Source organism: Kitasatospora sp. SolWspMP-SS2h, from assembly GCF_003259315.1.
GTDB classification, from domain to species: domain Bacteria; phylum Actinomycetota; class Actinomycetes; order Streptomycetales; family Streptomycetaceae; genus Kitasatospora; species Kitasatospora fiedleri.
Map to the genome: position 1 here is coordinate 15866 of NZ_QLLT01000017.1, position 25699 is coordinate 41564.

The 25699-nt window shown below is 73.4% G+C and carries 26 protein-coding genes, 4 tRNA genes and 3 pseudogenes; 12 read left to right on the top strand and 21 right to left on the bottom strand.

Annotation, left to right across the window (positions count from 1 at the left end):
• Positions 1 to 131: 131 nt before the first annotated feature.
• Genes K353_RS21415 through K353_RS21425 form a run of 3 tightly spaced genes read left to right on the top strand, consistent with a single transcriptional unit; the run spans position 132 to position 1859 of the window.
• Positions 132 to 887: a hypothetical protein gene (locus tag K353_RS21415; RefSeq protein WP_146616533.1), complete on the top strand. Its 756-nt coding sequence runs from the start codon at positions 132 to 134 to the stop codon at positions 885 to 887.
• A gap of 4 nt (positions 888 to 891) precedes the next feature.
• Entirely contained in the window at positions 892 to 1212 is a 321-nt protein-coding gene (locus K353_RS21420; protein ID WP_111555171.1) for a hypothetical protein, read from the top strand.
• Positions 1212 to 1859, top strand: coding sequence for a nucleotidyl transferase AbiEii/AbiGii toxin family protein (locus K353_RS21425; protein WP_111555172.1), 648 nt, complete (start codon positions 1212 to 1214; stop codon positions 1857 to 1859). The genes K353_RS21420 and K353_RS21425 overlap by 1 nt, the downstream gene beginning before the upstream one ends.
• Before the next feature lie 33 nt (positions 1860 to 1892).
• Here K353_RS21425 and K353_RS21430 read toward each other — a convergent pair whose 3' ends face one another.
• The 7 genes and pseudogenes from K353_RS21430 to K353_RS21455 all read right to left on the bottom strand — a co-directional run.
• Positions 1893 to 2552, bottom strand: a complete 660-nt coding sequence (locus K353_RS21430; protein ID WP_111555173.1) for a site-specific integrase — start codon at positions 2550 to 2552, stop codon at positions 1893 to 1895.
• Positions 2553 to 2631: 79 nt separating this feature from the next.
• A complete protein-coding gene (locus tag K353_RS21435; RefSeq protein WP_111555174.1) occupies positions 2632 to 2856 on the bottom strand; it encodes a hypothetical protein in 225 nt (74 codons plus the stop codon).
• Positions 2857 to 3326: 470 nt separating this feature from the next.
• Positions 3327 to 3406 (bottom strand) — tRNA-Tyr (locus K353_RS21440).
• A 1-nt stretch (position 3407) separates the two neighbouring features.
• Positions 3408 to 3502: transfer RNA gene (locus K353_RS34455), tRNA-Ser, on the bottom strand.
• 19 nt (positions 3503 to 3521) lie between these two features.
• Positions 3522 to 3606: transfer RNA gene (locus K353_RS21445), tRNA-Ser, on the bottom strand.
• Between the two features lie 10 nt (positions 3607 to 3616).
• Positions 3617 to 3689: transfer RNA gene (locus K353_RS21450), tRNA-Gln, on the bottom strand.
• A gap of 597 nt (positions 3690 to 4286) precedes the next feature.
• A pseudogene (locus K353_RS21455) lies at positions 4287 to 4532 on the bottom strand (leucine zipper domain-containing protein); the annotation flags it as partial.
• Positions 4533 to 4728: 196 nt separating this feature from the next.
• Here K353_RS21455 and K353_RS21460 point away from each other — a divergent pair.
• The 4 genes and pseudogenes from K353_RS21460 to K353_RS21475 all read left to right on the top strand — a co-directional run bounded on the left by K353_RS21460 (position 4729) and on the right by K353_RS21475 (position 7913).
• Positions 4729 to 5625, top strand: a pseudogene (locus K353_RS21460) (IS982 family transposase).
• A 271-nt stretch (positions 5626 to 5896) separates the two neighbouring features.
• Positions 5897 to 6472 carry an RNA polymerase sigma factor gene (locus tag K353_RS21465; RefSeq protein WP_111555175.1) on the top strand — a complete coding sequence of 192 codons (576 nt, stop codon included), beginning with the start codon at positions 5897 to 5899 and terminating at the stop codon, positions 6470 to 6472.
• On the top strand, positions 6469 to 7344 hold the full coding sequence (locus K353_RS21470) for an Ada metal-binding domain-containing protein (RefSeq protein ID WP_233533728.1): 876 nt from the start codon (positions 6469 to 6471) through the stop codon (positions 7342 to 7344). The genes K353_RS21465 and K353_RS21470 overlap by 4 nt, the downstream gene beginning before the upstream one ends.
• Positions 7341 to 7913: a methylated-DNA--[protein]-cysteine S-methyltransferase gene (locus tag K353_RS21475; protein WP_233533729.1), complete on the top strand. Its 573-nt coding sequence runs from the start codon at positions 7341 to 7343 to the stop codon at positions 7911 to 7913. Before K353_RS21470 ends, K353_RS21475 begins: the two co-directional genes overlap by 4 nt.
• Before the next feature lie 23 nt (positions 7914 to 7936).
• Here the strand turns inward: K353_RS21475 and K353_RS21480 are convergent, their stop codons facing one another.
• From K353_RS21480 to K353_RS21505, 6 genes are all read right to left on the bottom strand, one after another.
• A complete protein-coding gene (locus tag K353_RS21480) occupies positions 7937 to 8605 on the bottom strand; it encodes a LysE family translocator (protein WP_111555176.1) in 669 nt (222 codons plus the stop codon).
• Complete coding sequence (locus K353_RS21485; protein ID WP_111555177.1) at positions 8602 to 9879, bottom strand: ATP-grasp domain-containing protein; 1278 nt, start codon at positions 9877 to 9879, stop codon at positions 8602 to 8604. The genes K353_RS21480 and K353_RS21485 overlap by 4 nt, the downstream gene beginning before the upstream one ends.
• Positions 9880 to 9933: 54 nt before the next feature.
• Positions 9934 to 10269, bottom strand: coding sequence for a Rieske 2Fe-2S domain-containing protein (locus tag K353_RS21490; RefSeq protein WP_146616534.1), 336 nt, complete (start codon positions 10267 to 10269; stop codon positions 9934 to 9936).
• Positions 10257 to 11678: an iron-containing redox enzyme family protein gene (locus K353_RS21495; protein WP_111555179.1), complete on the bottom strand. Its 1422-nt coding sequence runs from the start codon at positions 11676 to 11678 to the stop codon at positions 10257 to 10259. The genes K353_RS21490 and K353_RS21495 overlap by 13 nt, the downstream gene beginning before the upstream one ends.
• Positions 11679 to 11740: 62 nt before the next feature.
• Positions 11741 to 12778, bottom strand: a complete 1038-nt coding sequence (locus K353_RS21500) for a 50S ribosomal protein L11 methyltransferase (RefSeq protein ID WP_111555180.1) — start codon at positions 12776 to 12778, stop codon at positions 11741 to 11743.
• 387 nt (positions 12779 to 13165) lie between these two features.
• Entirely contained in the window at positions 13166 to 14287 is a 1122-nt protein-coding gene (locus K353_RS21505) for a transposase (RefSeq protein WP_111555181.1), read from the bottom strand.
• A gap of 290 nt (positions 14288 to 14577) precedes the next feature.
• Here K353_RS21505 and K353_RS21510 point away from each other — a divergent pair, with 290 nt between their 5' ends.
• The 4 genes from K353_RS21510 (at position 14578) to K353_RS21525 (ending at position 19715) form a co-directional block, all read left to right on the top strand.
• Positions 14578 to 16053, top strand: a complete 1476-nt coding sequence (locus tag K353_RS21510) for an amidase (protein WP_111555182.1) — start codon at positions 14578 to 14580, stop codon at positions 16051 to 16053.
• A gap of 122 nt (positions 16054 to 16175) precedes the next feature.
• Positions 16176 to 17687, top strand: a complete 1512-nt coding sequence (locus tag K353_RS21515; RefSeq protein WP_111555183.1) for an MFS transporter — start codon at positions 16176 to 16178, stop codon at positions 17685 to 17687.
• A 29-nt stretch (positions 17688 to 17716) separates the two neighbouring features.
• Positions 17717 to 18364 carry an HAD family phosphatase gene (locus K353_RS21520; RefSeq protein ID WP_233533730.1) on the top strand — a complete coding sequence of 216 codons (648 nt, stop codon included), beginning with the start codon at positions 17717 to 17719 and terminating at the stop codon, positions 18362 to 18364.
• 136 nt (positions 18365 to 18500) lie between these two features.
• Positions 18501 to 19715, top strand: a complete 1215-nt coding sequence (locus tag K353_RS21525; RefSeq protein ID WP_111555185.1) for a glycosyltransferase family 2 protein — start codon at positions 18501 to 18503, stop codon at positions 19713 to 19715.
• Between the two features lie 202 nt (positions 19716 to 19917).
• Here the strand turns inward: K353_RS21525 and K353_RS21530 are convergent, their stop codons facing one another.
• From K353_RS21530 to K353_RS34460, 8 genes and pseudogenes are all read right to left on the bottom strand, one after another.
• On the bottom strand, positions 19918 to 20592 hold the full coding sequence (locus tag K353_RS21530) for an alpha-ketoglutarate-dependent dioxygenase AlkB (RefSeq protein WP_111555186.1): 675 nt from the start codon (positions 20590 to 20592) through the stop codon (positions 19918 to 19920).
• Complete coding sequence (locus K353_RS21535; RefSeq protein ID WP_111555187.1) at positions 20589 to 21152, bottom strand: ABC transporter substrate-binding protein; 564 nt, start codon at positions 21150 to 21152, stop codon at positions 20589 to 20591. Before K353_RS21535 ends, K353_RS21530 begins: the two co-directional genes overlap by 4 nt.
• Entirely contained in the window at positions 21149 to 21457 is a 309-nt protein-coding gene (locus K353_RS21540; RefSeq protein ID WP_111555188.1) for a metal-binding protein, read from the bottom strand. The genes K353_RS21535 and K353_RS21540 overlap by 4 nt, the downstream gene beginning before the upstream one ends.
• Positions 21454 to 22185: a 2OG-Fe(II) oxygenase gene (locus K353_RS21545; protein ID WP_111555189.1), complete on the bottom strand. Its 732-nt coding sequence runs from the start codon at positions 22183 to 22185 to the stop codon at positions 21454 to 21456. The genes K353_RS21540 and K353_RS21545 overlap by 4 nt, the downstream gene beginning before the upstream one ends.
• 73 nt (positions 22186 to 22258) lie before the next feature.
• A pseudogene (locus K353_RS21555) lies at positions 22259 to 22542 on the bottom strand (MGMT family protein).
• A gap of 168 nt (positions 22543 to 22710) precedes the next feature.
• On the bottom strand, positions 22711 to 23214 hold the full coding sequence (locus K353_RS21560; protein WP_111555192.1) for a methylated-DNA--[protein]-cysteine S-methyltransferase: 504 nt from the start codon (positions 23212 to 23214) through the stop codon (positions 22711 to 22713).
• Positions 23215 to 23294: 80 nt separating this feature from the next.
• Entirely contained in the window at positions 23295 to 24767 is a 1473-nt protein-coding gene (locus K353_RS21565) for an AlkA N-terminal domain-containing protein (protein ID WP_111555193.1), read from the bottom strand.
• Between the two features lie 92 nt (positions 24768 to 24859).
• Positions 24860 to 25024, bottom strand: a complete 165-nt coding sequence (locus K353_RS34460) for a hypothetical protein (protein ID WP_158585456.1) — start codon at positions 25022 to 25024, stop codon at positions 24860 to 24862.
• A 27-nt stretch (positions 25025 to 25051) separates the two neighbouring features.
• Here K353_RS34460 and K353_RS21575 point away from each other — a divergent pair, with 27 nt between their 5' ends.
• A complete protein-coding gene (locus K353_RS21575) occupies positions 25052 to 25633 on the top strand; it encodes an Imm21 family immunity protein (protein ID WP_233533731.1) in 582 nt (193 codons plus the stop codon).
• Positions 25634 to 25699 lie beyond the last annotated feature (66 nt).

Here is a 25699-nt window from a genome sequence, read left to right on the forward strand (position 1 = left end):
ACGCCAAGGCGCTGCACCGCGACCTGGTCCTGCTGCTGTGGGCGGACACCGTCAACGAGGCGATCAGCCGCTACCGGAGCGACAACGGGGACGCGGCGATCAAGGACTTGGGAGAGGAGTTCTCCTGGCGGATGGGTTCCGGAATGCGCACCTACCCGCTGATCGTCGCGGACCCGGTCCCGTCGGCCGCGGCCCGGGGCATCGCGGAGTGGTGCTGGCGCCGCGAGAGCGACGTCGAGCAGTGGCACTTCAAGATAGGCGACCTCGGAATGGCCCGGGCCAACATCGCCGCCACCCGCGCCGTCCTGCCCCACGTCCACCCCGAAGGCATCGACTGGCCGGCCGTGCGGCTCGCCCTCACCCAACCCGCCCGCCGACTCGCCGACGGCCGGGCCCTCGCCGACATCTTCGAGGAAGGCTGGACACCGGTCCTCGTCTCCATCCGCCGGCAGATCGACCTCTGGCAGCAGGCCGACGACACCCTCGGCTCAGAGGCCGTCCTGCGGATGCTCACCGTGCACGGCCCCCGCACCGAGTCCATCGGCCAGCGGCGGGGCTCCGGCTGGTACGAGACCGCCGCCCGCCGCGCCGTCGCCCGAGCGGCTGACAACGGCACCCTGCCCACCGAGGTGACCGAACTCCTCCCCGACCCCGGCCGGCTCGCCGACACCGCAGCCGCCCACCCGGACCTCCTCGACGACGCCACACTCCGGTGGATCACCCGGGCCATCCACGAGGAAGAAGCCCAGCTGCGCGCTGCCGGGCTGCCGGTTCCACCGGCGATGACCTTCCCCGACTGGGCGGCCCAGGACCTCCTCGACATCCTCCATTCCGACTCCGACGAGCAGCAGGAGCCTGCGCCGTCCGCTGCCGGTGCGGCAGACTAGGGCCATGAGCAGGTACGCGGTAGCCAAGCCCTACGCACTGCCGGCCTCGCTGGACCGGCTGACCGGTCCGACGACCGGCCCGGTCGTGCTGCCCCGATACCTGGACTGGGGCCCGCCCTACACCTACGACCTCACCGACCAAGCCGACCTCGTCCTCATGTACGAGCGGGTGATCCGCGAAGCCCAGTCGCCCGCCGACCTCCACGACCACCTGGACCGGGCCACGCTGCTGCGCATCTGGCCGGAGCTGTTCCTGCCCAGGGAACTGCGCACACTCTGGCAGGCCCGCTTCCCCGAACTCGGCCCCCGCGCGGCAGCGGCGTAGTGGACGAACAGCACCTCCGCCTGATCAGGATCGGTCTGGACGCCCTGGCCGCGGAGTACGGCTACGCCCTCGCCGGCGGCTACGCGGTCCAGGCCCACCACATCGTCGACCGACTGAGCGACGACGTCGACCTCTTCGCGCCCATCGACCGGGCGACGCAGGAGATGCCAGCAGCGGTGGCTGCGGCGGCGGCCGCGTACGAAGCCGCCGGATACACGGTGGAAGTCGTGCAACAGGTGCCGACCTACGCCCGGATGAACGTCACCGACCCCGCGACCGGCACACAGAGCAAAGTCGAACTGGTCGCTGAGTTCCTCCACCACCCGCCCGTGGACTCCGAGTTCGGCCCGGTCCTACACCGTGATGACGTCGCGGCCGGCAAGACCGGCGCACTCTTCAGCCGCGCCGAGGTCCGCGACGCCATCGACGTCCACGGTCTGCTGAAAGCCGGCTACTCCCGAGACCACCTGCTGGAACTCGCCGCCCGGAACGACGCGGGCTTCGACCACGCCATGTTCGCCGACGCGCTGCGCCGCGTCGAGCGCTACAGCGACAAGCAGTTCGCCGTGTACGGGATCGATCCGCCTGCCGCTGCTGCGATCAGGGCCGAGTTCGCCGACTGGCGCGGCCACCTCGACCAGGAGTAGGTGCCTACCCCGAGAGCTCGGTCCAGTTGAGGGTTATGCGGCTACGGGCATGGGGTTCTCGTCGTCGTCGTCCTTGCTGAAGTGCGGCTGGATTCGGCTTGCTTGGGCGCGGTCGAGTGCTTGGGCGAGGGCGTGGACGGCTTGGTCGGCGGAGTCTTTGAAGAGGTGGCCGTAGAGGTTGATGGTGGTGGCGAGGGTGGCGTGGCGCAGTGTCTTGGAGACGATGGCGAGGGGGATGCCTTCGGCGATCATGATGCTGGCGGCTGTGTGGCGCAGGTCGTGCAGGCCGATCCTGGGCAGGTCGAGTTCGGCGGTGCGTTTGCGGAGTTGGTCGAGGACCCACTGGGGGCGCAGGGGTGCGCCGCTGGGGCGGGCGAAGACGAGTCCTTCGAGCCGGTGGTCGGGGTGGGCGTTCATCTGGAGGGCGGCTTGGCGGTGGAGGGCGGCGGTGACTCTGGGGGAGAGGCTGATCCAGGCGCGGCTGGCCGGTGTCTTCGGCCGGCCGAGGGTGAGGCGGCCGTTGTCGATGGCGGCGAGGGTCCAGCGGACGAAGAGTGTGCGGTCCATGAGGTGGACGTCGGTCCAGTGGAGGGCGAGGGCTTCGCCGCGGCGCATGCCGGTGCCGAGCATGACTTCGAACAGGTCGGTGAGCTGGTCGGCGTAGTGCTGGGGGTCAAGGGGTCGCAGGTTCAAATCCTGTCGTCCCGACTGTGAAGTCGGTTGTCAGAGCCGGTACTTGGGAGACCAGGTGCCGGCTCTTTCTGTTGCCGCCTCAGGTGGTGGTCGCATGGTGGTCGCCGGGTTGCATGGGCCAGTCCTCGGTGGGGTCGTCGGTGTGCGGGCCGGGGTGGGTGGGTCGGGGCCGGTGGGGGCGTGGGTGGGAGTGTGCGGGGCGGTGGGTGCGGCAGGCGGGGGGGGTGCCGGATTCTGCGTCGAGGGGGATGTCGCCGAAGGCGGGGATCAGGTCCTTCTCGGCGTAGTCGCGGTAACGGGCCATGGTGGTGGGCTTGAGAGGAGCAGGGCCTTCTCGTCGAGCCACTGGCGCAGGTAGTCGGCGGTCGTCTGCCGCAGGTCGGTGAAGACACCGAAGGCGACGCCTTCGTTGAACTGCCTCAGGGCGGAGCGCGCTTCGACCTCGTCATTGAAGCCGGCGCGGCGCAGGGTGCGGCGGCGACCGCCCGGGGAGGGGCGTCGACGGCGAACGCCCGGCTGCCGTGGCCGGGGTCGGCCAGACGCGGACAGGAGGTGCCGAGCTGGCGGCGGTGGGCGTCGCGGGAGCCGCAGCGCCGGTAGACACGGCCGCGATCGGGGGCAGGGGCGGGGGTACGCATGGTGATCGCCTCGGAAAGGGCCGGGTGCGCGAGGGTCTGCACTTCCCAATGTGCTCCCGTGCTGCGACCACCGTGCGACTACCAGGACGGGAAAATGCTCCCTGAACTGTGGATCTCCCTTGACCGGTGATGTCGGTGGGCGAGGCCGGATTCGAACCGGCGCAGCCGAAGCGGGGGCTTTACAGGCCCCGGGGCTCTCCCATGCCCAGCTCGCCCTTGGCGGAGGAAGTGGGGGTCGAACCCACACGGGCACTCGCGTGCCCCAACGGTTTTCGAGACCGAGGCCGGCGCCACCTGTCGGCTGGCTCCTCCGTGAACTGCGGTTGTCGCGCGGAGAGTGCGCGGATCGAACGCGCGCGGGGGCGACCCCGACGACGGCTTAGCAAGCCGCTGCCTTGCCACTCGGCCAACTCTCCAGGTGCTGCGCTGCCGGACGAGGATTCGAACCCCGAGTCTCCTGATCCAGAGTCAGGCGTGCTGCCAGTTGCACCATCCGGCACTGCGGGAGGGCGGCAAGCGGAAAGGCCGCCCGGACGGGGGAGTCCCCCGTGGGCGGCCGGGCGCTGTCGGACCCGTCTACCGCGAGGAGGGAAGTCCCCGGCTCTGCTGGGAACTCGAAGAACGCCGATACGACTGGTTGCTGCTCATCTCGCGTTCCTCTCCGCTGGGTGGTGCCGGGCTGATGCCCATACCCTGCGGCAGAGCCAGGGGTGTGGGCAACGGGTTTTCCCGGTGGGTGGAGGTCGTCCGGCGGGACGGCGATGTGCGAGATCACCGGTGTCTGCCCGGGACCGGCTCATCCGGGTCGTCGCCGAAGACCGCTTCGAGTTCGGAGACCATCGCGCGGGCGAGTTCGGATTCCTGCCCTCGAGGGCGACCGGCTGTCAGTGCCGTCCGGCAGCATCGCGGCGTGAGCACCACAACGCCGCACACCGAAGCCGGGCAGGGCCGGAACTTCCACGGGCTGGCCGGAGCCGGGGCTGTGCTGTACATCGCCGAGTCCGATGAGCTGAACGCCCTCAAGATCGGCGTCACCGGCCGGGCCGGCCGCACCAGCCGGACCCGGCAGCACGCCCGGCACGGCTGGCGTACGACGGCGGACCTCGATGATCCGCCGCTCGGTACGGGTCGCGGTCCGGTTCGGGCTGCGGTGCGGCCGGCTGGAACGGTCGCCCGTGCCGGCCTCGCCGAACGTGCGGTAGCGGTCCGCCCAGCGCATGGCGGTGGTCGGGGAGACCCGGAAACGCTCGGCGGCCCGGCGCAGTGACCCTCCGTCCTCGACCACGCAGCGGGCCAAGCGTGGGCGTCCGGTCTCGGTCAGCGGTGCGTTGCGGTGTGGCACGAGGGCCTTTCCGGCAGCCGGTGCAGATGTCGCAATCCACACCGAGCCAGAGGGCCCTCACTCATTTCAAGATCACCAAGCCGTGAACCCCGTCACCCACCTCCGTGGTCAGAACACCTGGACGAGTAGTTCCGAAGTCGGTTGGGTCTGCTGGTTCTGCTTCGGACGTGAAGGGAGGGTGTCCAGCATTCGGGTTGTGACGACCGAAGAGCGGGACCCCCTCCCGACGGCACTCTGCGTACGGATCGATGATCATCTGCCTCGAACGCGTTGGTCGGGCCGCCCGCCGCGGCTGACGGACTCCGAGCTGGTGTGCCTGGCCGTGGCCCAGGTGCTGCCGGGCTTCCACTCCGAGGCCCGCTGGATCCGCTTCGCCCGAGCCCACCTGCGCGGCGTGTTCCCGGACCTGCCCGAACGCCCCGGCTACAACAAGCGCCTGCGCGTCGCGCGTCCGTTGCTCCAGTAGGCCGTCCGCGACCTGGCCCGGGCCACCGACCTGTGGGGCGACCCGGTATGGATCACCGACTTCACACCCGTGGAGTGCGGGCGCTCGCGTGACACCATCCGCCGCTCGGCCCTGGCCGGGTGGGCCGGCTACGGCTACAGCCGCTCGCACTCGCGCTGGTTCCGGGGCCTGAAGCCGCACCCGGTGTGCACCCCGGCCGGACTGCCCGTCACCCGGGCCCTGGCCAACCCCAAGGTCGACGGGCGCCAGGTGCCGGCCGCGCTCGTCGAGACCGAACCGGAACTGGCCCGCGAGCGGCCAGGTCTGCTGGTCCTCGCCGACAAGGGCCACGTCTCCGCCGAACTCGGCCGCTTCCTCGACCGGCACGGCATCACTCTGCTGCGGCCGTCCTGCCGCAACCGGACCCCGCGCCCCGGCGAGGGACTGCTGAAATCCGTCCGCCGGCTGATCGGGTCCGTGAACGACACCTTGAAGGGACAGCTCGGACTCGAGCAGCACGGCGGCCGCACCATCGAGGGCCTCGGCGCCCGCATCGGCCGGCGGCTACCGGCGACGACCTGCGCGATCTGGCACAACCGCACCACTGGCCAGCTCGTCACCCGCTCACTGACCGCCTGCGACCACTGACCCACTTCGGAACCACTCGTCTAGGGCCCGGCAGGCCGGGAGCGGCCGGTGGAGGTGCCGAGCGCGCCGGCCCTATGCGTGGTGGCGGTGGAGCAGCAGGATCTCGATCCGGCGCGGCCGGGGTCCGGATGGGTTCGGGTCGAGCCGTCGCTCCCGTGGTTCCGACCGCCCCGACCGCCCCGGCCGGGGCGGTCGGGGCGGTCGGAACCACGGGCCGGTGGCGCGTACCGTGGGTGCAACCTTTTTCCGCGCGGTGGTGTTCTCAGCAGTGATGGACGAGATGCCTCCGCTCACCGAGCTGCTCGCGGCAGACCTCGACCGTGGCTTCGCCGAACTCGTGCGGACTCACGGCGGTGCCGTGTACTCGGTGCTGCTCCGCCTCAACGGGGCGTCGCGCGACGTGGAAGACCTGGTGCAGGACACCTTCCTGCGGGCGTACACCGCGCTGCGCGACTATCCGCCGCAGCGGCGGCGCACCCTGCAGCCGCGGGCCTGGCTGCTCGCGATCGGCACCAACGTGTGGCGCAACCACATCCGCACGCTGACCCGCAGGCCGCTCGCCGACGACGGCGTCGACGTCCGGGAGCTGCCGTTGGCTGACGGGAGGCCCGGCCCCGAACAGAGGGCGGAGCACGCCTACGAGCGGAACAGGCTGGTGGCCGCGCTCGCCGAGCTGCCCGAGCACCACCGGCTGCCGGTGGTCCTGCGGCACGTCGGGGAGCTCGGCTACGCGGAGATCGCGGAACTGCTGGAGTGCCCCGTGGGTACGGTGAAGGCCCAGGTCTCCCGGGGTCTGGCCGCGCTACGGGAGAAGCCCCAGCTGGCGGAGAAGGAGGTGAGCGGATGACCGGCCACGGAGCGGCGGTCCCGGACGGGGCACCCGGACGCGCGGCGAACGGCGCGGCGCGTCCCGGGGCGGGCGGTACGCCGATCGCCGACGCCCGCACGGCCCTCGGCCTCGATGCCCTGCGGGTACCGATGCCGGCGGACCTGGCGCTGCGGATCCTGGAGCGGGCCGGCGTCCCCGAGCGGGAGTACGACCGGTACGCGCTGGTCGAGGGCCCGGTGACCGGGCTGTTCGTCGCCTACGGCCGGGGCGCGGTCACCGGCGCCGCACCCGTCGACTGGTACCCGGATCCCGCGGCGTTCGAGGAGGCGTACCTGCGCCGCACCGGCCGCAGCGTGCTGCGCACCGGCAAGCCGCTGCCCGGGGTCGTGGGGGCGCTGCGCACCGGTCGCGACCGGATGCTGCGCTACGACCACGGCACCCTGACCGAGGCGCAGTGGCGCGTGCTTGAAGCGGTCCGGGCCATTCCGCGCGGCCAGCTGCGCCCCACCGGGTGGGTGGCCCGCGAGGCCGGCCTGCCCGGCGCGGACCAGGGCGAGCTGCTGGCGGCCGTCCGCGCCAACCCCGTTCCGGTGCTGATCCCGGTGCACCGCCTCGCCGACGAGGACGGCACCCCGCTGGACTGCGGGCTGCCCGCCGAACTGGCCGAGCGGCTGCGCACCCATGAGGGCATCGACGAGGAGCGCCTCGACCGGTTCCTCGCCGCCGGCACCCACTTCCTGGGCAGCGACACCACCCGGATCTTCTGCTACCCGACCTGCGCGCACGCCCGCCGGATCACCGACCGGCACCGGGTGCCGTTCGGCACGGCCGACGCCGCGCACGCCGCCGGATACCGGGCCTGCCTGAGCTGCCGCCCAGTGGCGGCATGACCACCCGCCGCTCCCCGGAGGACCCGACCGCCATGACCGACATGACCGCCATGACCGACTGCCACCAGGCCGAACTCGACACCCCCGTCGGCCGACTCGTCCTGCTCGCGACCGACGACGCCCTGCTCGCCTGCCGCTGGGCCCCCGTCCCGGAGGAGCGGCTGCGCAGGGCAGGGCTGCGCCCGGCCGGGCCGGCCCGGCCCGCCGGGCACCCGGTGCTGCACGCCGCCGCTGACCAGCTCGATCGCTACCTCGACGGCCGGACCCGGGAGTTCACCGTGCCGGTGGACCTGCGCCTGGGCACCGACTTCGGACGCCGGGTGCTGGCCGCGCTGGCCGGTGTCGGTTACGGGCACACGGCGCGCTACGGAGAGCTGGCCCGGGCCGCGGGCCGGCCGACGGCCGCGCGGGCGGTGGGCGCGGCGCTCGGTGCCAACCCGGTGTGCGTGGTGCTGCCCTGTCACCGGGTGATCGGCTCGACCGGCGCGCTGACCGGGTACGCCGGCGGGATCGAGGCCAAGCGGTACCTGCTGGAGCTGGAGGCGCGGCGGGCCGGAGCGGCCTCCTGACGGAGTGCCGGTCGCCGGGCCGGTCACCGGAACAGCAGACTGGCGGCGAGCAGCAGCAGGACCGCGCCCACCACCCCGCCGCCGATCCGGCCCGCCAGCGGCGGGAACGCGGCGCGGCCGTCCGCGCCGCGCGCCGTCACCACCCGGACGCCCACCTCGGTCAGCACCAGCAGCCAGAGTGCGCCGATCGACAGGTAGACCGCGGCGAGCAGTGGCAGCGCGCTCGCGGAGGCGGCGTCGGCGGGCAGGAACTGAGGGAGGAAGACCGTCAGGAAGAGGCCCACCTTCGGATTGCCCGCCGTGCAGAGGAAGCCCAGTAGCAGGTGCCGGCCGACCCGGTCCCGGGCCGGTCCCGGTTCCGGTGCCCCGGGCCCGGGCGGGCCGGGACGCACGGCCTCCCACAGCGCCCGGGCGCCGGTCACCGCGAGGACCAGCGCGCCGACCGCGCGCCAGAGCAGGAACAGCCGGGGGTCCAGGGCCGTCACCGCCATGCTGCCGGTGACGGCGAGGGCGGCGTACCCGGCGCCCGCCAGCAGCATGCCGCCTGCGGCGGCGAGCACCGGCCGGCGGTGCCGCGCGCGGCTGACCAGGCGCAGCACCAGCAGGCTGTCCGGCCCGGGGCTGCACACCACCGCCGCGCAGCTGGCCAGGAAGGCCGGGCTGGCGGCGACGGCGAACGCGCTCGAGGTCATCGGGCGGGGACCGGGTCCGGGGTGATGACCAGGGCGGCCTCCATGGCGCGGACGGCGGCCGCGTCCCGGTCGACCTGGGCGCGGTCCTCGTGGGCGAGCACCACGAACCCCAGGGTGAGCGTGCCGAGCAGGTCGACGGTGACCTCGATCCGGTCGCCGTCGCTCAGCTTGACGGCGGAGCGGTGGTAGGACTCCAGTTCCTCGATGCCGTCCAGGACGGCGGTGCCCGAGACGGTGCCGGAGCGGCGGGCGATCAGGAACACCACCGTCATGTGCCGCTCCAGCCGGTAGTCCGCGGGCGGGGCCTCGGCGCGGGCGAACCAGCGCACCGCGCGGTGCAGTTGGCTGTCGCCGGTGGCGGTCAGGTTGAAGGCCGGGTGGCCGCCGCCGTGCGGCCGGCAGTTGATCTCGATCAGGCGCGGGCCCCCGTCGGTCAGCATGATCTCTATGTGCGCGGCGCCGTTGCGCAGGCCCACCGCGTCCAGCACCGCCGCGGCGTAGTCCGACAGCGCGGGTACGTCCGGCTCCGTGGGGGAGACCCAGGTGAGGCTCTCGTAGACGGCCATCTGCTCGCCGTTGTCGATCTTGCCGTAGCGGCAGATGTCGGCGACGCCGTGGCGGCCCTCGTGGCTGAAGGTGTCGACCACGTACTCGGTGCCGCGGGCGTACTCCTGGACCATCATCCGGTCGTTGAGGTTGTGCCACTGGTTGATCCGGCCGAGCTGGGCGTCGAAGGGCACCCGCCAGTCGGCGCCGGCCGGGACCCGGGTCACCCCGTCGGTGCTGCCGCTCTTGGGCGGCTTGACCACCAGGTCGCTGTCGGCCAGTCCCTCCCGGTCGATCCAGGCCTGGACGGCGGCCCGGTCGTCGGTGCAGATCTGCCGGATCGTCGGGACGCCGGCCGCGTTCAGCGCCCGGGCCATGGCGCCCTTGTCGCGCCGGGCCGAGGACAGCGCGGGCGGGTTGGCCTGCTCGGGCAGCAGCCGCTCGGCGAGCCGGTCGGCGAGTTCGACGCCGCTCTCGGCGCCCGCCAGGACGCACAGCGGATCCAGCGCGCGCAGCCGGCCCACCAGTGGTTCGAGGTCGCCGTCGAAGGCGAGCAGTTCGCGGTAGCGGGTGGCGTCCCAGGAGTCCGCGTACGCGGCGGGCACCTCGGGCAGCGAGCTGACCGCGACCGAGTCGATGCCGAACGCGGCGAACTCCGGCGCGTACTGGGCGCCGGAGGAGAACGGATCGACGATGACGGCGACCCGCGAAGTGGGTGAGGAGGTCACGGGGAGGGTCCTGTCTCCGGGGCGGCCGCCGGACGGCGGCCGCCCCGGGGAGGTTCAGGCTCCAGCGGCCAGCGCCGGAGACAGCGGAAGGTGGCAGAGCTCCACGTCGGCATCGGCCGGCCCCGGCAGCACCGCGGTCACGGTGTCGCCGGAGCGGACGGCCGGGACCTGGCGGCGCAGCCGGGCCAGTGAGGATCCCCGCTCGTGCCAGGGGCACACCAGGCGCCGCCCCGCGGCGTCCGGCGTGGCCAGGTTGAGGGGCCCGCCCCGGTGCGGGCAGGAGGCCGGCAGCACCGACCCTCCCGCCTCGGTGCGGACGTAGACGTACGGGAGGCCGTCGGCGCGCACGCAGTTGTCCGCGCCGCTGGCCTTGAAGGTCACGAGAGGCATGCGCGGTAATCCCCCACCGAGTGGATCTGGTACACGCACTCCTCGGACTCGATGATCGCGCCGTGCAGGCGGTTGCGCTGGATCACGGTGCCCTCGCCGGCCTCCAGGATCCGGTACGAGTTGAAGCCGCTGACGAAGCGCATGGTGCCGCTGACGATGTGGCAGAGCTCGTCGCCCTCGTGACTGTGGGTGTTGGACAGCTCGCCGTAGGGCTCGACGATGTCCGCCACCGGGGCGGTCACCCGGCCCTCGGTGATCGCCGCGTACACCGGATCGTGCAGCTCCTTGTAGCGGTCCGCGTCGTCCATCCAGGCGATCTGGGTGGCGAAGTCGTCGTCGGCGATGGTGCTCAGCAGGCGGAACTCCTCGATGCCGCGCACGATCTCCGGGATGATCTGCTCGCCGTGGCGCGCGACCAGCGGCTTGACCAGCTTCTCCAGGGCCATCCGGCCGTGGTGCTGGTCGATGTGGACGTGCTCGGAGAAGTAGCGGGCGTCCGCTTCGCCCTCGAAGACGTCCGCGAGCAGGCTCTCCGCGCGGCGGCAGAAGTCCACCAGGGTGCTTTCGGTGTAGAACAGCGCGCCGACGTAGCGGAAGAAGTGCTCGTGGTTCTTCCCGAGGTAGTGGAAATAGTTGTTCAGGGCCAGGCTGGACACCAAGTAATACTGCCAGTAGCGGTGCACGTCGGATTCCAGGCCGACCGATTCCAAGGTGGCCTCGAAAAGCGTGCTGTGCTTCGTCCCGTGCACGCCGTAGCCGTACTCGTCGATCAGGATCTTGAACCATTCCGACTGCTCGGGCCCGTAGTATCCGAGCACGTTCCGCGCCATCGGCGAGGCTTCGGAGAGGAAGTCCGGGGCGAACTGGATCAGCCACATCCGGGCGGCGCGCTGCGGGTCGGAGGAGTTCCGGACCGCCTGCTCGGCGGGGGAGGCGACGCCCTCGGTGCGGACGCCCAGGCCGTCCAGGTAGGTGAGCAGGCCGTCCAGCGTCCAGTCGCCGCTGACCTCCACCTCGTCGTCGAGGAAGCCGAACGCGAAGCGCTCCAGCGCCGGGCGGATCAGCTCGCCGCGGGCCCGGTTGCCGGGGCTGTAGTAGCGGCGGAAGTCCTCGTCCTGCTTGCCCAGGCCGGCCTTCGGGAAGAACACCAGGTCGGCCTCGTAGATGCTGGTCAGCAGGCGCTGCGCGGCGAGGCTGCTGTACTCCAGGACCCGGTCCCGGCCCGGCACCCGGTCGAAGTCCAGGTGCGGCAGCACCTGCGGGCGCAGCTGCCGCCGGTAGGGGCTGTCGGAGTTCTCCCACTCCTCGTTGTCGAGGTAGATCGGGTTGGAGGCGTAGGCCACGACCGCTTCGCGCAGCGCGTCGCCGTGCAATTCGAAGGGCTGGAACGGAGCAGGTGCGTGCGACATGTTCGGATCTGCCTTTCGCTGTTCGGGTGGGGGAGCGGGCCGCGCGGCACGGCCGGTGCGGGTCAGGAGAGGGAGAGCAGGGTGTCGCTCCACGCGAGGTCGAGCACCAGGGTGGAGCCGGCCTCCGCCTCCACCGGCTCGGGCAGCGGCAGCAGGGCCTGCATCCAGTGCGAGCCCACGTTCTCCGGCGAGTTGCGCAGCGTCACGCCGCCGCCGAGTTCCATCTCGAACCAGGCGACCAGGGCGTGCACCGTCCCGGAGCTGTGCACCGGCAGGGCGAGCTTGCGCCCGTCCGGGCCCAGCGGGTCCTCGGCGAAGTCGAAGGAGGCCAGCTCCACCTGGTCCGACAGCACGCGGTGCGGCCAGGTGTGCAGCCGGATCGGGAAGTGTCCGGCGGTGGCGAACGCGTTCAGCCGGGACACGTCGAACCCGCCGGCCCGGGTGACCCGGTTCAGGTTCACCGCGTTCTCGCTCTGCACCAGCATGCCCAGCAGGCGCGCCCGTCGGGGGAGCATCACCCCGTCCGCGACGAGCAGTTCACGGCGGGCGTGCCGGATCGAGGGCAGGATGCCCTCGCCGATCAGGCCGCAGTCGACGATTTCCGAGATCACCGCGTCCATCCGGCGGGGCAGCTCCCGGCCGACGGCCAGCTCGTCCGAGCGGCAGGCCAGCACGGTGATCTGCTCGGCGAAGCCCTCCTGGGCCACCACCTGCCGGGCGACCTCCGCCATCAGCGGGTTCGCCTCGCAGCTGTAGACGTGGGCGGCACCGGCCCGCACCGCCATCATCGCCAGCAGGCCGGTACCGGCGCCGATGTCCAGCACCGTGCCGCCCTGCGGGACGATCCGCTCCAGGGCCGTGGCCAGGGCGTCGTTGCGCTCGTGGTCGTTCAGCATGGCGAAGTGCCAGCGCGGCACCGCCGCGTGGGCGAACTCCCGGAACGCCGGCGTCGCGACGGACAGGCCGTCCGGCGCCGCCAGCACCCGGGCCGTCGCGTCGGCGACCCGGCTCAGCTCCTGGGCCCGGGCGCGCAGGCCCGCCAGGGCCAGTCTGGTCTCGGCCTCGACGGTCGGGCCGGTGGCACGTGTCAATGGGGGCATGTCGCTTCGCAGACTCCTGGTAGGAATGGATCTTCGAGGCGCGCTGTTCAGAGGCCGGGACCCTTCGGGGCAGGCCGAATCCGCCCCGGCTCGCGGACGAATCCACCGGGAATTCACCACGGTGGTCCAGGCGGGCGGGGAGTCGAATCCCGGTATCGGAAATATTGGTCGGTGCGTGACGAGGGGTGGGGTGGTCGACGCATTTTGTGTGCACGAATATCTTCCGTCCCGACCGATTAGAACATCGGCCGCGTCGCACCGGCAAGCATGTTCGAAATGAGCGGTACTTCCGGCCGGTGGCGCAGGTCGCGGGCCGGGCCCGGTCCGGTCGATCTTGTCGGATCGGCGCGCGGCGTCGCGCGCCCGGCCGGACCGGCCGGACCGGGCCTAGTCGGCGGGTCCGGCCGGCCGGGCGGGTCCGCGGTCGGCGGCCCGGACGCCGGGGCCCGGCTCCCACAGCAGCGCGGCCGCGGTCATGGCGAGCGTGGTGTGCCGGTACCAGGCCACCCAGCTACGCACCTGGTGGCTGCTCAGCCCGGCCCGGGAGGCCGCCTCGTGGACGGCGCGGGCGGCGGTCGACCCGGCCGCCGCCAGGGCCTGCGCGGCGGGCACGTCGGGGGCGGCGGCGGGCATGTGCAGCAGGTACCGGGCGGTGCGGCCGGAGGGCAGTCTGCGGGCCAGCATGGACAACCGGAAGCCGGGCGCCGGGTGGCCGTACACCGAGCCGAGGCCCCGGCCCAGCAGTTGCCAGACCTCCTCCCGGCCGGAGTCGGCCCGCCCGGCCGCGGCGTCGGACCTGCCCGGGGGCTGGGGGAGTTGGGGGAGCTCGACGCAGAACGGCAGGCGCCGGCGGCAGAGCCACTCGCGCAGGTGCGGGTGGGCGAAGTCCGGACCGCCGAGGACGCCTCCGATCGGAACCCCCGCGGCGAGGGCGCGGTCCAGCATCTCCTGGCCGAGGTCGGCCATGCCGCGCGGGCGGACCCGCTCCGGCGGCACCCCGGCCCGGGCGCAGCGCGCCGGATCGGCGGTCCAGTGGGGCGGCAGGTGCAACTCGCGGTCGATCAGGGCGCCCGTACCGTGCGAGACGTAGCACAGCAGCGCCGCGACCTGGGTGCTGCGGCCCCGGCCGGGGCCGCGGGCCGCGGCGGGCGCGGTTGCCACCGCGCCGGTGCCCAGCCGGGCGGTCTCGTGCCGGCCGAGCACCGCGACCGCACCGGAGGCGCCCAGCAGTGCCACCGCGTACGCCCGGACGCTGTCGCGCAGCAGGTCGGCGTCCCACACGGTGCGGGTGAGGAGGCGCTGGGTGCTCCAGGCGCTCCCGGCGCCCGCCTGCGCGGCGACCCCGGCGGCGTTGCCGGCGGCCGGGTCGGCGAGCAGGGCGCGGACGTAGGCGAGCGCGCTGTCGCGGGGCTCGGCGCGGGTGAAGTGCCGTTCCAGCGCCCGCAGCAGGTCCGGGCTGCCGGGCAGGTCGCCGGGGCGGGTGAGAGTGGGGCGCGGTGCGACGGCCATGTCGGGTTCTCCGATAGGTCTAGACCTGCCGAGTCGGGGCGAGATTAGCCCACCGAGGTCCCTCCGGTAAGCCTTGTCCGTAGTCCGTCAATGGGCTACACGCGCGGGACACAAGTGGACAGGCGAGTCGACTGCGCACTCCCCGCGCCCCACCCGTCACGCGCCGGCCGTGTCCCGCACCGGCTGCGCCGACCGTGCCGGCCGCGTGCTGCAACCCGGACGGCGGTCCCGGTGTTACCCCTCCCGTCCGGCTCCAGCAGCCACCCCGACGAACCCGTGCGAGGCCCGAGATGACCGCCAGCACCGAACTCAGCGCCACCGCCCTCGCCGAGGCGATCCGCCGCCGCGAGATATCCCCGGTCGAAGCCGTCCAGGCGGCCTTGGACCGGATCGAGAAGACCAACCCCGCCGTCAACGCCTTCGTCACCGTCTGCGGCGAGCGGGCCCTGGAGCGGGCCGCCGCCGCCGAGCGGGCCATCGGTTCCGGCGCCGAACTCGGCCCGCTGCACGGGGTCCCGATCGGGGTGAAGGACCTGGACCCGGTGGCCGGGGTCCGGATGGCCCGCGGTTCGCTCGTCTTCGCCGAGGACGTCCCGCAGGAGACCATCTCCTGCGTCGCCCGCCTCGAGGAGGCCGGCGCCATCGTGGTCGGCAAGACCAACACTCCCGAGTTCGGCTTCAAGGCCACCACCGACAGCGCGCTCTTCGGCCCCGCCTCGACGCCGTTCAACCGGGCGATGAACGCCGGCGGCTCCTCCGGCGGCAGCGCCGCAGCCGTCGCCGCCGGGATGGTCCCGTTCGCGCAGGGCTCCGACGCGGGCGGCTCGCTGCGGGTCCCCGCCGCGTTCTGCGGCGTCTTCACCCTGATGCCGACCTTCGGCCGGGTCCCCGTCCCCGCCAAGCCCAACGCCTTCCGCCGGTTCAACCCGATGGTCTGCTACTCCGGCCTGGCCCGCACCGTCGAGGACGCCGCCCTCGCCGTCGACCTGATGTCCGGCGAGCACGCGTACGACCCGTACTCCTTCGCGTCGCCGGACCGGCTCGTCGACGAGCTCCACGGCGACCTGACCGGACTGCGCATCGCCTACAGCCCCGACCTGGGCGGCTACCCCGTCGAGCCGGAGGTCGAGGCGATCGTCCGCGCCGCCCTGCCCGCGCTGCGCGAGGCCGGTGCCACCGTCGAGGAGATCGACTTCCGACTGCCGCTGCCGCACGCCCGGTTGACCGCGATGTGGCGCCGCTACCTGTCCGTCGCGCACGCCGAGTCCGCGGCCATCTCGCGCGACAGCGGCATCGACCTGATGGGTGCCTACGCGGGCTCCATCGACCCCGGCTACCTGGACTCGGTCCGGGTCGGCGAGGGGCTGAGCGCGGTCGACTTCCGCCTGGAGGACCTCGGCCGCACCCAGGTGCTCTACGCCTTCGAGGAGGTCTTCGACCGGTTCGACCTGATCGTCAGCCCGGTCAACACGGTCACCGGCATCCCCAACTCGGTCGGCCGGGACACCGTCGGCCCCGACACCGTCGAGGGCCAGGCCGTCGACCCGTTCGTCGGCTGGTCGCTCACCAGCCCGTTCAACCTGATCGCCAGCCCGGCCGCCTCGGTGCCGGTCGGCCGCGCCGCCAACGGCGTCCCGGTCGGCCTCCAGCTCGCCGCCCGCCGCCGCCGCGACGGCCTGGTCATCCGCGCCGCCGCCGCCCTGGAGTCCCGCCTGCCCTGGGCGGCCGGCTACCGGGACCTCGACCTGGACGCCACCGGCGCCTGACCCGCCCGCCGGAGCGCCGGCCGGCCCGGGTGCAACCCGACCGGGCCGGCCGGTGTTCCAGCAGGCGAACCACCCGCCGACACCGGATCCGTCGCCGGCGGGAGCGACGAGGGGAGACCACCGTGCACGCCACCACCGGCCAGCGGACCGCACCCAGCGGCACCGCGCTGCTGGTCCTGCTGATCGGCCAGGCGATGGCCAACATCGACCTGGCGATCGTCAACCTCGCCGCCCCCGCCGTCAGCGCCGACCTGCACGTCAGCAGCTCCGAGCTCACCCTGATGGTCACCGCGTACGCGCTGTGCTCCGCCGTGCTGCTCGCCCCCGCCGCCCGGCTCGGCGAACGCCAGGGCGTGCGCCGGGTCTACCTGCTGGGCCTCGCGCTGTTCACGCTCGCCTCGCTCGGCTGCGGCCTCGCCCAGGACACCGCCATGCTGATCGTCGGCCGCTGCCTCCAGGGCGCCGCCACCGCGCTGATGACCTCCCAGGTGCTGGTCGGCATCCACCGCTGGTTCACCGGCCCGACCCGGGCCCGGGCGCTCGGCTGGAACGCCGTCACCCTCTCCGGCGGTGCCGCCCTCGGCCAGGTCCTCGGCGGCACCATCGTCTCCGCCGACCTGCTCGGCACCGGCTGGCGCGCGGTGTTCCTGCTCAACGTGCCCATCGGCGCGGTGGTCCTGGCGCTCGGCGCGGCCCTCCTCCCGCACGACCGGCCCGCCGCCGCCGACATCCGGCGCGGCGACAACGACGTGCCCGGCACCGTGCTGCTCGCCGCCGCCACCCTCGCCGTGCTGGTCCCGCTCAGCGTGGAGAAGCCCGACTGGATCTGGGTGCTGCTGATCGCCGCCGTCCCGCTCGCCGTCCAACTGGCCCGCACGGAACGGCGGGTGATCGCCGGCGGCGGCACCCCCGCGCTCGACCTGCGGCCGCTGTCCGCCCCCGCGGTGCGCTGGGCACTGGCCTCCTTCGCAGGCACCACGCTCACCTACCTGGCCATGCTGTACCTGCTGTCCCTGTACCTCCAGGACCACCTGCACCTGCCCGCCTGGCAGGCCGGGCTGGTCCCGCTCGGCTGGGTGCTCGCGTTCGGCGCGGCCGGCCCCGTCATCGGCCGCGCCCCGCAGCGGGTGGCCCGGCTCCTGCCGTTCGCCGGCTGCGCCATGCTCACCGCCGCCTACGCCCTCGCCCCGGTGGTGCCGGCCGGCGGGGGCGGCGCGATCTGGCCGCTCACCGCGGTGCTCTGCATCGGCGGATTCGGCCTCGGCCTCACCCACACCGCGCTGCTCAACCTGCTCACCACCGCGGTCCCCTCGCGCTTCGCCGCGACCCTCAGCGGAACCGTCAACACCCTCTCCACGGTGGTCGGCGTCATCGGGGTCGCCCTGTTCGGCGCCGTGTATCCGTGGCTCGTCGACGCCCACTGGGCCGGGGCCGCCACTGCCTGGGCGCTCAGCTGCACCGGCCTCGCCCTGGTGGCGGCTGTCTGCGGCCTCGCCGCGCTGCGGGCCGTCGCCGCCTCCGGCCCGGCCGAGGCGGAACCCGCACCCGAGATGGTCGACGCGGCCATCGCAACCGGTGCGGCCGTCCCGGTGTTCACCACCGAGGAACACCCCGGGCCGTCCGCCACGCCCTGAGCCCGACCCGCAGCTAAGGACGAATGACCATGACCGAACTCCACCACCTCCAGGCCAAGGCCGCACTGTTCGACCTCGACGGCACCCTGGTCGCCACCGAGCACCGCAGCCGGGCCGCCTGGACCCGCCTGTTCACCACCCACGGCCTGCCCTGCGACGACGCCCTGCTCGCCACCTTCGTCGGCCGGCGCGGCCAGGAGGCACTCGCCGACCACGTGCACCGCTTCCCCGGCCACACCGTGGACGAGCTGTTCGAGGAAGCCTGCGGCTACCTGATGGGACCCGACAGCCCGCCCCCGTACGCCGTCCCCGGCGCCGCGGAGCTGCTCGCCGACCTCGCCCACCGCGGCGTCCCGCTCGCCCTGGTCACCTCGGGCCTGCGCGCCCACGCCCGGGAGCTGCTCGAACACGTCGGCGGCGCCGACCGGTTCCAGGTCCTGATCACCGCCGAGGACGTCACCGCGGGCAAGCCCGACCCGCAGGGCTACCTCGCCGCGTGCACCGCCCTGGGCATCGACCCCGCGGACGGCGTCGCCTTCGAGGACGCCCCCGCCGGCATCCGGGCCGCCAAGACCGCCGGACTGCGCTGCGTCGCGTTCACCACCACCCACGGTGCGCAGGACCTCGCCCACGCCGACCTCGTGCTCGCCGACCTGACCCCGCTCCGCTGGGCCTGAGCGACCCGGGCCGCCCGCCCGCGCCCCGCTCCCGCCTGCACCCCGACCACCGGACCTGACCACCGGACCTGACCACCGGACCGGACCACCGGACCGGACCACCACGCCCGTTCGACACCGCTGGGGAGACGACACCATGTCCGCCGCCCGCCCGTCCGATCCCGCCGCGCTGGCCGCCGCGGTCACCAGCAGCCTCGTGCTGGCCCACGACCCGGTCTCGCGGGCGGTCGCGCCCGACTACTGGGACTGGTCCGCCGACGCCCACCAGAGCACCGCGAAAGCGCTGACCGCGCTCGGGGACGAGCAGGTCCGGGCGGAGACCGACCGGATCACCGCGCACCCCGACGACGACGGGGCCGCCGCCCGGCTCACGGCCCGCCTCACCGACCTGCTCTCCCGCCCCGGCGACCCGGACCAGGCCGTCGAGGCCCTGCGCGCCGCCGCCGCCCACACCGAGACGGTCTCCCGGCTGCTGGTCCGCCCCGGCGCGCCCGACCGAAGCGCTCCGGGCACGCCCCCCGGCACCGCCGAGCTGCTCGCCGCACTCGCCCGGCCCCCGCACGGCGGCCGGCACCCGGTCGACGCGGCGGTGGTCATCCCGTTCCGCGCCCCGGACGGCGCCACCGGCCGCACCCGCAATCTGGCGGCCGTGCTCGGCGCGCTCGCCGACCAGTCGCACCCGCGCGAGCGCTACCGCGTCGTGGTCGTCGAGACCGACAGGCGGCCGCGCTGGCGGCGGCTGTTCGCGGACGCCTGCGACAGCTACGTGTTCGCCCCCGACGACGGCCGGTTCAACAAGTCCTGGACCGTCAACGTCGGCGTGGTGCACGGGGCGCGGCCCGCCGAACTGGTCTGCGTGCTGGACGGCGACATCCTGGTGGACCGCGACTTCGTCGCCCGCGCCGTCGAACGCTTCCGGCAGCCCGGAACCCAGGCGCACTGGCCGTTCGAGGACATGCTCTTCCTCGACCCCGGGTCCAGCGCCGAAGCGGTCCGCGCCCGCTGCCTCGACCACGCCCCCGACCCCGATCAGGACCGGCTGCGCGGGGTCTACCTGCGCCGGCCCCCCGGCGGCTGCGTGTGGCTGCGCGAAGACCTGTTCACCCGGATCGGCGGCATGGACGAGCGGTTCTGCGGCTGGGGCGGCGAGGACCAGGACTTCGTCTGGCGGGTCGAGCGCTACGGCCCGATGGACCGTCACCGCGACCCGGCCTTCCACCTCCACCACGACCGCTCGGCGCACCGCGGCGACGACGGCGTACCGTTCTACGAGGAGGTCGAGCGGGCCGGGTTCTGCAGCTGGCCCTGCGACTCTGACTTCGGACGCCTCGACCGCAACCCGGCGTCCTGACCCGTCGCCGCTCCCGCCCCGGGGAAAGGACGTGGACACCGGCGCACCTTCACCGACACCGCCCCGGGCCCGGTCACCCTTGCCGCCCGGGGCGAGGCCCCGCTCCTGCTGCCGGTGGGTGGTGGCGTCGGGCGGGGTCGGCGGCGCTGCGCGGGCTGCTGGCCGACGGCGACGGCCGGGCCGTCGGCGCCGGCCACTGCGGTCACCGTGCGGCCTCCCGGTCCGTCAGTCCGGTGACGCGCATGGTGATGTTCAGCCGTCCCGATGCCAGGCCGGTGGCGGGGTCCGCGGTGCCTTCGTGGACCTTGGGCACGCCGTGGTAGACGTAGCGGGAGGGGCCGCCGAAGACGAACAGGTCGCCGGAGGCGAGTTCGATGTCGGTGTAGGGCTTGGTGCGGGTCTCGGTGTTGCCGACGCGGAAGACGCAGGTGTCCCCGATGGAGAGGGAGACGACCGGGGCGGAGGACTTCTCGTCCTTGTCCTGGTGCATGCCCAGCTTGGCCTGGCCGTCGTAGAAGTTGATCAGGGCGGTGTCCGGGGTGTACTCGGCTGCGGCCTGTTCGTCGCCGTACGCCCCGAGCAGAGCGCGCCGGCCCAACCGGACCATCCATTCCGGGAACTCGGAGACTCGTGCGCCGTTCACGTCGCCGGCGGTGCGCGTGTACGCGTACGGCTGCCAGTGCCAGCCGATGCACACCGTCTGCACCGACATGACGCCGCCGCGTGGCAGCTTGGTGTGGCGAATCGGGACCGGGCCGGTGGCCCAGCCGCGGCACGCGGTGACGAGGTCGCGCTGCTGCTCGATGGTGAGCCAGCCGGGTACGTGAACCGCGCCGGGCGCGATCTCCGTGGTGGGCCGTGGAATGAGGGCGGTCATGCTGTCACTCCGGCGGGCGGGTAGGAGGTGACCCGGCGGTGGTGGACGTCCCAGGTGCCGCCCTCGGCGGTGGCACCGCGCAGGCCGTGCAGGGTGTCCGGGCCGGCGAGCGCGGGGAGGCGGGAGTCCCGCAGGGAGGCGAAGGCGAGGGTGTGGGCCGGGTCCCAGTCGGTGGAACGGCGCAGTCGGCGGGCGAGCTGGGCGAAGCCGACCGGAGCGGCGGCCATCACCCAGGCGTCGGGGCGTTCGGCGGTCAGCCGGTTCGCCGGGCGCAGCCAGGACGCGGCGCTCTCCGGCCAGTCCACGACCGTGAGGACCGTGCCGCCACGGGCCTTCCACGCCGCCGAGAAGGCGCCGGCGGCGGTACGGGAGTGCGCATCACGGCTGTGACCGACGGAGATCGTCTCGATGCGTGACTTCGGCCGCGTCAACAGGGCCATGAGGGAGCCGAGTTCGGCTTCGGTGTGCGGGGCGGGCTCGGGCAGGTCGCCGAACTCGGCGAGTTCGGCGGCACCGATCAGGGGAGAGCGGGACTGACCCCGCTCGGTGAAGATGCTCATGACGGTGTGCCGTGGCTCCCCGGGTGTGCTTTCCAACGGGCGTACTCGGCGGGCATGCAGACCGCGCAGGGCCGGTGACCGGCGGCGATCGCGGTGGCCTCGTCCGGGAAGAACACCCGCTGCCGGACGTAGTGGCCGGCGGCGATGGCCCGCAGCGCGGAGCGGCAGTCCAGGCGGCCGTAGAGCCGTTCGCGCCGGTGACCGCCCAGCGTGCCCGGCGTGCTGCTCCGGTACGGGTTCCCGTCCGGGCCGAGCAGGGTGTACGTGCGGGGGTCCGGGCCGGCGGAGTCCGTGTCGCGAGTCATGTGGCGTCGTGGAAGACGAGGCCGAGCGTGTGCCGCTGCCCGGAGCGGACGGTGCTGACGCCGTGCCGCATCGGGCCGGTCGACCAGCCGCGCTTGGAGGCGACGGGCCGGTCGCGGGTGGTGAAGACCAGCCCGTGCCCCTGCGGCAAGGTCGTGGCCGAGCCGCGGGACTGGGCGCGGGGGCGCTGCTCGGTCATGATGAACTCGCCACCGGTGAAGTCGGCTCCCGGGGCATCGAGGCCGATGACGACCTGGAGCGGGAAGAGCATCTCGCCGAACACGTCGCGGTGCAGGGCGTTCCAGTCGCCGGGCCCGTAACGCAGCAGGATCTGCGCGGACTTGGCCTGGCCGGCCGCGTGGCACTGGGCCACCCACTCGTCCAGGCTGTCGGGCCAGGGCGCCGCCCGGCCGAGCTTTTCGGCCCAGTCGCGGGCGACGGGCAGCAGGCAGGGATAGAACGCCTCCCGCAACTCCCGGACGATATCCGGGAGTTCGTGGGTGAAGTAGCGGTACTGGCCGGATCCGAAGCGGTGTCGGGCCATGTCGACGGTGGTGCGGAAGCGGTCGGGCTCGTCATACAGGGCGGTGATCTCGCGGCACTCGTCGGGGGTGAGGAGCGGGCCGGTGAGGGCGCTGCCGTGCTCGTTGAGCTCGTCGGCCAGGGCGTCCCAGTCCCCCTCGGCGACGCGGTCCGCGACGCGGCCTGCCAGGTGCGTGGTGTCGATCATGATGGGGGTTCCTTGGAGAGGTGAGGGGGGTCGCCCCGCCTCCGCGCGGGGGGCCCGGGGGTGGGGCGACGGGTCAGGCGGCCCGGTGGGCGTTTTCCAGGTCCGGGAGCCGCTGCTTTCGTTCCAGGCCGCCCGCGTAGCCGGCGAGGGCGCCGCCGGCGCCGATCACGCGGTGCCACGGGCGCACGACGAGCAGCGGGTCGCGTCCCTCGTCCAGTCGTCCTGAACGACGGCGCCGTCCTTCTGGCCCGGCACCGACAGGGAGGCGGGTGCGGTGGCGCCCTTGGCGGTGTCCGACTTCCCATCTCCCAGCAGCAGTTCGCCCAACGGGCTGCCCGTCGTCGTACAGACCGTCATCGGTCTCGTTCCTTTCGCACCCTCAAGTCGTTCCTCCACCACCGAGTCTGCGGCCTGCGCGCCGCCCTGTCTGGCGGTATTCGGACATCGCTCTACGGGTGGGGCACAGGCTGGTCGGGCGCAGACGCCGTCTCCCGGGCCCCGGGCCGTGGGTGTCGCGCGGCTGGTTCAGACGAGAGTGGGCTGCAGCGCCCCCTCGTGGGTGAGGAGCTGCACCTTCCGCTCGACGCCGCCGGCGTAGCCGCGCATGGTGCCGTCCGCGCCGATCACCCGGTGGCAGGGCCGCACCAGCAGGAGGGGGTTGGCGCCGATCGCCGCACCCAGCGCCTGGACCCGCTCCCGTGGCATGCCGAGCTGCTCGGCGAGCCTGCCGTAGGTCGTCGAGGTGCCGTACGGAATCGCCTCCAGGGCGTGCCAGACGAGTCGCTGGAAGTCGGTGCCGCCTTCGGTGAACGCGATGTCGAACTCGGTGAGTTCACCGGCGAAGTACGCCTGAAGCTGGCGGATGACGTCGGCGAAGCAGTCCGGGTCGTGCAGCCAGTCCGGCCGAACGGCCGGAGCGTTCTTCTGGCCGGGCATTGACAGGGACGTCAGGGTGACACCCTCACGCCCCTCCTCGCCCACCAGCAGCAGTTCGCCCAGCGGGCTGTCGATCGTGGTGTAGGCGGTCATCGTGGCCTCCTCGTCGTCAGTTTCCGTTCCACCTTCAACGATGGGGTGTTGCGGGCCGAATTTCTGGCGGGATTCGGACGTCACGCTGCGGGGGTGCGGCGCCGCTCGGCGGCGGCGTTCCAGAAGTGGTGCATGGCGTAGGTCCGCCACGGTCGCCAGGCTTCCGCGGCGACCGCTTCCGCGCCCGCGTGCCGCATCCCGGCCAGGATGGCCACATCGCCGGTGAGCAGCACATCCGGATCGCCCAGCGCCCGCATCCGGATGTAGCCGGCCGTCCACGGGCCGATGCCGCGCAGGCCGAGCAGTGCCCTCTCGGCCTCGTCCCGGTCGGCACCCGGGTCCAGGCGGACCGTGCCGTCGGCGAGCGCTCCGGTCACGGTGCGCAGGGTCGTGCGGCGCGAGTCCGGCATGCCGAGCTCGCCGAGTGCCGCCTCCGCGAGGACGCCAGCGTCGGGGAAGACACGTGTCAGCGTGCCGCTCGGTACGGCGAGCGGCCGGCCGTAGGCGCCGACCAGCGCGCTGCCCAGCTTCCGCGCGGCGGCGACCGACACCTGCTGACCCAGCACGGCTCGTACGGCGAGCTCGTGCGGATCGGCGGCGCCCGGGGCGCGCAGCCCGGGCCGCAGGGCGACCAGCGCGGCGAGCGCCGGATCGGAGCCCAGCCGCTCGGCGACCGCGTGGGGGTCGGCGTCCAGGTCGAACAGGCGGCGCATGCGCTGTGTGGCGGTGGTCAGGTCACGCAGGTCGGACAGGTGCAGACGGCACTCCAGCCAGCCGCCCGCCCCCGGCTTCTCGCCCACCTCGGCGATCCCCGTGCCGTGCGGCAGGGACAGAGTGCGCCGGTAGGTGCGACGGCCGCGCTCGCCGTCGATCTCCTCGATGCCGGTGATGGCGCGGGCGGCGAGGTGATCGAACACCTCGGTCGCGGCGTACGGGCCGCGGTAGGCCAGCCGCAGCGGCACCCCGGCCGCCCCGTTCACGACGCCCACCGACCCGAAGCGCGAGGAGCGTCCCGGCTTGGCGGCCCGCAGCTCGAGCGGGGTGACGGCGTAGATCTCGCGGATGGTGTCGTTGAACTGCCGCACACTGGCGAACCCGGCCGCGAACGCGATCTCGGCGGCCTGCATCGTCGTGGTCTGCAGCAGTATCCGCGCGGTGTGCGCCCGCTGGGCCCGGGCCAGAGCGATGGGACCGGCGCCGACCTCGGCGTTCAGCTGCCGCTGCACCTGGCGGGCGCTGTAGCCCAGCCGCGCCGCAAGGCCGGCGACGCCCTCGCGGTCGACCACGCCGTCGCCGATCAGCCGCATCGCGCGGCCGACCGCATCGGCGCGGCCGTTCCACGCGGCCGAGCCGGGCACGGCGTCCGGGCGGCAGCGCCGGCACGCCCGGAACCCGGAGCCCTGAGCGGCGGCCGCGGTGGGAAAGAAGCACACGTTCTGCCGCTTGGGTGTGGTGGCCGGGCAGCTGGGGCGGCAGTAGATCCCGGTCGTGGAGACGGCGAAGAAGAATTCGCCGTCGAACCGGGCATCGCTGCTGCACACCGCCTCGTACATGCCGTCTTCGGTCGTCACCCTTGCACTGTGCGCGGTCCCCTGCCACGGTGCTGGCGGAAAACGGACACTGCGTTCGGTACCGTACGCGCCGGTCAGGTGCGCAGGCCCAGCGCAACCTCCTCGACCGGCTCCTCGGCCAGCTCCACCACTGCCTCCGAGGCCGCCGGCCGTTCGACGGACAGACCGCCTTCACCGTCCCGCACGGACTGGCCGCAGCGGCGGCCCAGCCATCGAAGGCAGGCCCGGTCCAGCCGCATGTCACAGCCTAGCGGCACACTGCGCGCATGGGTTCTGATCAACATGCCGTACACGAGACCCTCGGCCTGGCCTGGGTCGAGTCCATGGGCGGTCCGCTGGTCGTCGTCCCGGTGTCGGCGCTCCACCAGTGGGGCGGCTGCACCGAGAACGGCATGGTCGCCGGTGGCGGTGATCAACCGGACGACTACGACCGTGCCTGCGAGGTCGAGGGCCTGGCCGAGGTGATCAGCTTGAGCGGCCACAGCACTGCTGCCGCGCTCGTGCTGGGCGACGAACCCTCCAGCACCTACTATCTCGCCGAGCAGCGGGCCTTCGTCCGCTGGCTCGCCGCAGACTCCGACGCCGAGTTGATCGCCGCCGCCCAGGCGGTGCTGAACGACCCGGCGACGCCGTGGGAGGACTGCGGGGTGTGGCGGACCGACGGTCCGGCCGTGCTGATGGACTCGGGCGAGGCCGGCAGCAGCCTCGGCGTGCCCTACCCCGACGGCCGGGGCCAGCCGGAGCAGGCCCCCGTGCATGTGCCTGCTGGGCACTGGAGGGTGCGCGTGTTCCACGACTGGTCCCGCGAATCCACCTGGGTCGGCGTCGTCCAGCTCCTCCCGGCTTGACGCCCTACCGACCCGAAACGGTAGGGTCCGGCGCTCGTTGGTCCGGGCGTGACGGATCTGGTCGGG

What these genes read in the sequence shown, in the direction of transcription:
- K353_RS21415 (WP_146616533.1), top strand. Translation starts at nt 132, where the DNA reads ATGGGTTCCGGAATGCGCACCTACCCGCTGATCGTCGCGGACCCGGTC.
- K353_RS21420 (WP_111555171.1), top strand. Translation starts at nt 892, where the DNA reads ATGAGCAGGTACGCGGTAGCCAAGCCCTACGCACTGCCGGCCTCGCTG.
- K353_RS21435 (WP_111555174.1), bottom strand. Translation starts at nt 2,856, where the DNA reads ATGGCCCGTTACCGCGACTACGCCGAGAAGGACCTGATCCCCGCCTTC.
- K353_RS21465 (WP_111555175.1), top strand. Translation starts at nt 5,897, where the DNA reads ATGGACGAGATGCCTCCGCTCACCGAGCTGCTCGCGGCAGACCTCGAC.
- K353_RS21470 (WP_233533728.1), top strand. Translation starts at nt 6,469, where the DNA reads ATGACCGGCCACGGAGCGGCGGTCCCGGACGGGGCACCCGGACGCGCG.
- K353_RS21475 (WP_233533729.1), top strand. Translation starts at nt 7,341, where the DNA reads ATGACCACCCGCCGCTCCCCGGAGGACCCGACCGCCATGACCGACATG.
- K353_RS21480 (WP_111555176.1), bottom strand. Translation starts at nt 8,605, where the DNA reads ATGACCTCGAGCGCGTTCGCCGTCGCCGCCAGCCCGGCCTTCCTGGCC.
- K353_RS21490 (WP_146616534.1), bottom strand. Translation starts at nt 10,269, where the DNA reads ATGCCTCTCGTGACCTTCAAGGCCAGCGGCGCGGACAACTGCGTGCGC.
- K353_RS21495 (WP_111555179.1), bottom strand. Translation starts at nt 11,678, where the DNA reads ATGTCGCACGCACCTGCTCCGTTCCAGCCCTTCGAATTGCACGGCGAC.
- K353_RS21500 (WP_111555180.1), bottom strand. Translation starts at nt 12,778, where the DNA reads ATGCCCCCATTGACACGTGCCACCGGCCCGACCGTCGAGGCCGAGACC.
- K353_RS21505 (WP_111555181.1), bottom strand. Translation starts at nt 14,287, where the DNA reads ATGGCCGTCGCACCGCGCCCCACTCTCACCCGCCCCGGCGACCTGCCC.
- K353_RS21510 (WP_111555182.1), top strand. Translation starts at nt 14,578, where the DNA reads ATGACCGCCAGCACCGAACTCAGCGCCACCGCCCTCGCCGAGGCGATC.
- K353_RS21520 (WP_233533730.1), top strand. Translation starts at nt 17,717, where the DNA reads ATGACCGAACTCCACCACCTCCAGGCCAAGGCCGCACTGTTCGACCTC.
- K353_RS21525 (WP_111555185.1), top strand. Translation starts at nt 18,501, where the DNA reads ATGTCCGCCGCCCGCCCGTCCGATCCCGCCGCGCTGGCCGCCGCGGTC.
- K353_RS21530 (WP_111555186.1), bottom strand. Translation starts at nt 20,592, where the DNA reads ATGACCGCCCTCATTCCACGGCCCACCACGGAGATCGCGCCCGGCGCG.
- K353_RS21535 (WP_111555187.1), bottom strand. Translation starts at nt 21,152, where the DNA reads ATGAGCATCTTCACCGAGCGGGGTCAGTCCCGCTCTCCCCTGATCGGT.
- K353_RS21540 (WP_111555188.1), bottom strand. Translation starts at nt 21,457, where the DNA reads ATGACTCGCGACACGGACTCCGCCGGCCCGGACCCCCGCACGTACACC.
- K353_RS21545 (WP_111555189.1), bottom strand. Translation starts at nt 22,185, where the DNA reads ATGATCGACACCACGCACCTGGCAGGCCGCGTCGCGGACCGCGTCGCC.
- K353_RS21560 (WP_111555192.1), bottom strand. Translation starts at nt 23,214, where the DNA reads ATGACCGCCTACACCACGATCGACAGCCCGCTGGGCGAACTGCTGCTG.
- K353_RS21565 (WP_111555193.1), bottom strand. Translation starts at nt 24,767, where the DNA reads ATGTACGAGGCGGTGTGCAGCAGCGATGCCCGGTTCGACGGCGAATTC.
- K353_RS34460 (WP_158585456.1), bottom strand. Translation starts at nt 25,024, where the DNA reads ATGCGGCTGGACCGGGCCTGCCTTCGATGGCTGGGCCGCCGCTGCGGC.
- K353_RS21575 (WP_233533731.1), top strand. Translation starts at nt 25,052, where the DNA reads ATGGGTTCTGATCAACATGCCGTACACGAGACCCTCGGCCTGGCCTGG.